Annotated in this window: 5 protein-coding genes and 1 pseudogene; 1 reads left to right on the top strand and 5 read right to left on the bottom strand. The window is 64.9% G+C overall.

The window, feature by feature from the left end; all coding sequences use genetic code 11:
• Window positions 1–352 (top strand): annotated as a pseudogene (locus EN893_RS17240) (ATP-dependent DNA helicase); the annotation flags it as partial.
• 270 nt (window positions 353–622) lie between these two features.
• Here EN893_RS17240 and EN893_RS17235 read toward each other — a convergent pair.
• From EN893_RS17235 to EN893_RS17215, 5 genes are all read right to left on the bottom strand, one after another.
• Complete coding sequence (locus tag EN893_RS17235) at window positions 623–1672, bottom strand: ABC transporter permease (protein WP_127269008.1); 1050 nt, start codon at window positions 1670–1672, stop codon at window positions 623–625.
• A complete protein-coding gene (locus EN893_RS17230; protein WP_013530993.1) occupies window positions 1669–2466 on the bottom strand; it encodes an ATP-binding cassette domain-containing protein in 798 nt (265 codons plus the stop codon). Before EN893_RS17230 ends, EN893_RS17235 begins: the two co-directional genes overlap by 4 nt.
• 88 nt (window positions 2467–2554) lie before the next feature.
• Entirely contained in the window at window positions 2555–3568 is a 1014-nt protein-coding gene (locus tag EN893_RS17225) for a substrate-binding domain-containing protein (protein WP_127269007.1), read from the bottom strand.
• Window positions 3569–3670: 102 nt separating this feature from the next.
• Window positions 3671–4579 carry a sugar phosphate isomerase/epimerase gene (locus EN893_RS17220; RefSeq protein WP_127269006.1) on the bottom strand — a complete coding sequence of 303 codons (909 nt, stop codon included), beginning with the start codon at window positions 4577–4579 and terminating at the stop codon, window positions 3671–3673.
• Window positions 4576–5342 (bottom strand): Gfo/Idh/MocA family oxidoreductase (locus EN893_RS17215; RefSeq protein WP_164900930.1); only part of this gene is annotated, 767 nt, incomplete at its 5' end. The genes EN893_RS17220 and EN893_RS17215, both read right to left, overlap by 4 nt.

The raw sequence follows: 5342 nt of genomic DNA, 5'->3' as shown, positions 1-5342 counted from the left end.
CTCCAACACCTATGCAACGCCGGGCTGGCAGCGCGCGCAGGCCAACCGCACCGAGGCGACCGACCGCAACTGGGGCTCGCGCTCCGGCCACCAGGTCGAGCGCATCGGCTATGGCGAGACGGACAGCGGCTACGGCGCCGGCCGCACCTCGGTCAAGGGCCGCACCATCGATGGCGAACTGGTCGCCAAATCCGTCGCCGACAAGCCATCGCCCTTCAACGTCGGCGACCGCGTCTTCCACCAGAAATTCGGCAACGGCAACATCTCGGCCATCGAAGGCAACAAATTGACCATCGACTTCGACAAGGCCGGCCAGAAACGCGTTCTGGACGGGTTTGTCGCGGCGGTGTGAAGATGGCGTTTTCCCGCGGACAGCTCCCACCTTCGTCATCCACGGGCGGAGCAGGAGCGAAGCGACGTCGCGGAGACCCGAGGATCCATGCCGTGACCTTGGCCGTGGAGTGCAGCGGAGCAGAATTCTGCACCGTAGTGACGCGTTGAAGTTGCGGCATGGATCCTCGGGTCTGCGCTGCGTCGCTACGCTCCTTGCTTCGCCCGTGGATGACGAAAACGATGAGCGCCGGCGCCAATCGTCAAGGCATGCGATCCTCCAACGAAACCCTCACCGATACCGCGCCTGGTTCCACTTATGACCGAGCAGCGACAGGATGATGATTAGGCCGTTGAAGAACTGCACGTAGAAGCCGCTCAATCCTGCCGCCACGACGCCGGTCTGGATGAAGGACACGGTGACAGCGCCGATGGCGCCTCCGACCACGGTGCCGATGCCGCCCCAGGTCGGCGTGCCGCCGACGAACACCGAGGCCAGCACCGGCAGCAGATAGCCATCACCGGCGGTCGGCCACCAGGTGAAGTTGATCATCACCGAGAAGGTGCCGGCGATCGCGGCCCCGATGCCGACGAAGACAAACACTTTCACCCGCACGCGCTTGACGTCGATGCCCATCTGCTGGGCGCTGTCGGGATTGTCACCGACCACCCTCACCTGCGCGCCGAAGCGGTGGCGGTTGTAGAGCATCGCCGACAGCACGACGAAGCCGATGGCCCAGAAGATCTGCACCGGAATGCCCAGGAGCTGGCTGGAGAAGATCGTATAGGCCCAGCTGTCGCTGAGGCTGGTCAGCGCCATCGACTTGCCTTCGTTGATGATCTGGATCAGGCCTCGCAGCAGGAAATTCATGCCGAGCGTCGCGATCAGCGACGACAGCCCGCCATAGACCACCAGCGACCCGACCAGGAAGCCGAGCAGCATGCCGGTGACGAGTGCGGCGGCGATGCCGAGGAACGGATTGTAGCCGGCCTGCACGACCAGCGCGAAGACCCATGAGGCAAAACCCATCGTCGCCGGAAACGACAGGTCGATCTCACCGCAGGTGACGACGAAGACCAGCGGCACCACCACGAACAGCGCAACGGGGAGCGTGGTCAGCACCGAGCGGTAGAGATACCAGGTGGTGAAGACGGTCGGGTTGGCGATCATGAACACCGTCATCATGACGATGAACACGGCGAGCGTGCCGAGCGCGGCACGGTTGTCGAGGATGAAGCCGCGCATCCAGTGATCGGAAGGGTGTTTCCACTCTTTCTGGGCACTGGGGCGGGCAATGCCGGCGGACGGCTCGTGCAGATCTGGCTCCATGGTCTTGCTCATCGTGCTCTCTGCTCCGCGTCGCCGGCATCGTGCAGTCCGGCCAATCCGCCGGGATGCGCGACCTCTTCCATGAAGTTGATGAGATCTTCGGCCGACTTGACCTCGCTGCGGTCGGTCGTCAGTGCGACCTTGCCGCGATCCAGCACGACGAAGCGATCGGCGATGTCGAAGACATGATGGATGTTGTGGCCGATGAACAGGATCGAGCGGCCGCTCGCCCGCACCTGGCGCACGAAATGGAACACCTTGGCGGTTTCGGTCAGCGACAGCGCCGTCGTCGGCTCGTCGAGGACGATCAGCTCGGCCTGCTTGTAGATGGCGCGGGCGATCGCCACGCCCTGGCGTTCGCCGCCCGAAAGCTGGCCGACGATCGACTGCGGCGTGAACACTTTCGAGGTGAAGCCGATCTCGCGCATCAGCCGGCTCGCTTCCTCGATCTCCTTGTTGACCCTGAGAAAGCCCATGAAGCCGGTCAGTTCGCGGCCCATGAAGATGTTGCGAACGATGGTCTGCTGCACGGCCAGCGCCCGGTCCTGGAACACCGTCTCGATGCCGGCCTCGCGCGAACGCGCCGCACTCCACCCGGTCACCGGCTTGCCGCGCACGAGGATTTCGCCGCTGGTCGGCTTGACCACGCCGGAGAGGATCTTGATCAGCGTCGACTTGCCGGCGCCATTGTCGCCGAGCAGGCCGACGACCTCGCCGCGGTCGACGCTGAGATTGACCCCGCCCAGCGCATAGACCTGGCCATAGGACTTGCTGATGTCGCGCAGTTCGATGAGGCGTTCTGCCATCGGATCCTCGCTTGATTGTCTGTTGCCGGCTTCGTCGCCAGCGGTCCCGCCGGCCGGGGCCTGAGATCCCGGCCGGCGGCTTGGGAGGTCAGCGCAGCGCCTGCTTGGCGAGCTCAGCGACGATCTCGTAATTTTCGGGCGTGACGAAACCGGCGCCGGTGTCGACATTCATCGGCGCCAGCCCCAGAACAACCTGCTGGCAGAGGCTGAGGATCGGCAGATAGCCCTGCAGGAACGGCTGCTGGTCGGCGGTCAATTGCACCCAGCCGCCCTTGAAGCCCTCGACGATCTGCGGGCTGGTGTCGAAGCCGAAATTGAATATCTCGCCCGCCTTGCGTCCGGCCGCCTGCATGTAGGTCGATACATTGCCGAGCATCTGCCCGCCGGGATAGCCGACCGCCTTGACGTCGGGATTGTTGAGCAGCGCCGCGGTAATCACCGGAATGGCCAGATTGGGATCGGACGCCCATTCGCCGCTCGGCGGAGAGGACAACTGGATGACCTCGACGCCAGCGTCCTTGAGCGCCGCCACCGTGCCGCGCTCGCGCGCGCCGCGGCTTTCGTTTTCGAACGGACCGATCATGATCGCCTTGTCGCCGGCCTTCAGCTTGCCCAGCTTGAACGCCTCGGCGCCGAGCGCGCGGCCCTGCTGCTCCTGCTGGGCGCCGACATAGCCGCCGCCGAATGCTTCCACCACCTTCGGCACCGGCACGTTCTGGTACATCATCTTGATGCCGTCCTTGTGCGCCTGTTCGGCCAGCGGCATGATCGACGCGTCGCCCGGGTGGCCCATCATGGCGATGCCGTTGGGCTTGACCGCGACGGCCTCACGCAGTTGCTGCACCATCTTTTCGATGTCCCACTGGGAGAAGATGTAGTCGACCTTCGGCCCGAGATCGGCCTCTGCCTGCTTGGCGCCATTGTAGACGATGGTGCCGAAAGCGTCGCCCTCGGCGCCGCCGACGAAGAAGCGGATGTGGACGTCCTTGCACCATTTGGCGTCGAGCGCCCGCGCGGGCAAGGTGGAGATCGCAGCGGCAAGCATCGTGGCGGCGGCCACGACGGTCGAGCGCAGAACTGTCCTTCTCATCGTCATGCTCATGCACTTATCCTCCCTTTTTGTCCTCGCAAGCGAGGAGTTCGACATTCGCTTCGGCAATGTGCGTTGCAGACATCCCGGCCGGCTCCTCCCGCCGGCCGATCCTCACATCGGGTTCGGCAGGTAGGTGGCCCCTCCTCTGCATTGCTTCAGATATTCCAGCGCCCGCACCTGGCCGGTGATCTCGAGATCGCCGCGATAGACCGGGTCGTGCCAGCCCTCGATGTCGATGGCGCCCTTGTAGCCGGCCAGCCGCAACTCGCTGATCACCCGCGTCCAGTCGCTGTCGCCAAAACCCGGCGTGCGCATCTGCACGAAGGGCAGTCGGCCGAACACGCCATGCTCGCGGATCACGTCCCAACGCACCGTCGCGTCCTTGCCGTGGACGTGGAAGATGCGCGGCGCCCATTTGCGGATCTGCGGCATCGGGTCGATCAGATAGACGAGTTGATGGCAGGGCTCCCATTCCAGCCCGAGATTGTCATCGGGCACTTCGTTGAATATCAGCTCCCAGGCGTCCGGATTGTGGGCGATGTTCCAGTCGCCGGCGGCCCAGTTGCCGTCCATGGCGCAGTTCTCGAACGCGATGCGGACGCCCTTGTCGGCGGCGCGTTTGGCCAGCGGTCCCCAGACCTTCTTGAAGCGCGGCAGGCTGTCCGGCAGAGGTTTGCCGCGCAGGCGGCCGGTGAAGCCGCTGACCATCGAGGTGCCGAACAGATGCGCGTTGTCGATCACGGTCTCCCAGGCCTTGAGCACGCCGCGATCGACCTCGCCGTCTTCCAGCGGATTGCCGAACACGCCGAGCGAGGACACGGTGACGTCGGCATCGCCGATCGCCTCGCGGATCTGGCCGGCGAGAAGCGCCAGGTCCTTGCCGCCAAGCGTCTGCCAGAAGAAGGGTTGGATGCTCTCGAAGCCGAGCGGCAGGATCTGTTTGACGTAAGCCGCCGGGTCGTCGAGATTGGCCCGCACCATGGTGCCGATCCGGATGTCGAGAAGCGGGTTCGGCGTCATTGTGCGTCCTCTGCGATTGTCACGCGGCGGCCGGTCTCGGCGCTTTCGATGGCGCCAAAAACCATGGCCAGGCTCTTGATGTTGTCGGCGCCGCGCGTTTCCGGCTCGGTGCCGGTCTGGATGGCGTGCACGAAATCCTGGAGAATGCCGAGATGGCCGCCGACGCGATCGGACGCATCGAGCGGCGGCACCGCGATCGGCTGGGTTTTGTCGAACATTCCGTCACGGCCCGGCATCACTGCTTCTGCCCTCAGCTCGTCATTGCCGTCCCAGAGCAGGCTGCCGCGCTCGGCGACGATGCGCCATGTACTTTCCCAACTGGTGCGGAAGCCGGCGGCGCACCAGCTCCCGGCATAGGTGAAGACCTTGCCGCGGCCGAGATCGAAGACGGCGCTGGCCGACGATCCCTGCCGGTACCAGGAATTGGCCGGCTCCCATTCCTGGCAATAGACGCCGGCCGGCTCGCCGGCGACCATATAGCGGGCGGCGTCGAATGTGTGGATCGCCATGTCGAGCAACAGCACATGCGCCATCTCCTCGCGAAAGCCGCCGAAATGCGGTGCGACGAAAAAGTCGGCGTGGATGCTGGTAGGCGTGCCAATGGCGCCGGAGTCCAGGAACCTGCGGATGCGCCTGACATTGGCGACATAGCGGCGGTTCTGCACGACCGCATGGATGCGCCCGGCGCGGTGCGCGGCCTCGACGATGGCGCGCGCATTTTCCCGACTGTCGGCGAGCGGCTTTTCCGTCAGCAGATGGCAAT

It is taken from the genome of Mesorhizobium sp. M7A.F.Ca.CA.004.04.2.1, assembly GCF_004022825.1.
In the GTDB taxonomy this organism is placed as follows: domain Bacteria; phylum Pseudomonadota; class Alphaproteobacteria; order Rhizobiales; family Rhizobiaceae; genus Mesorhizobium.
The sequence above is the reverse complement of the archived record's forward strand: the minus strand, read 5'-3'. Positions and strand labels throughout refer to the sequence as shown.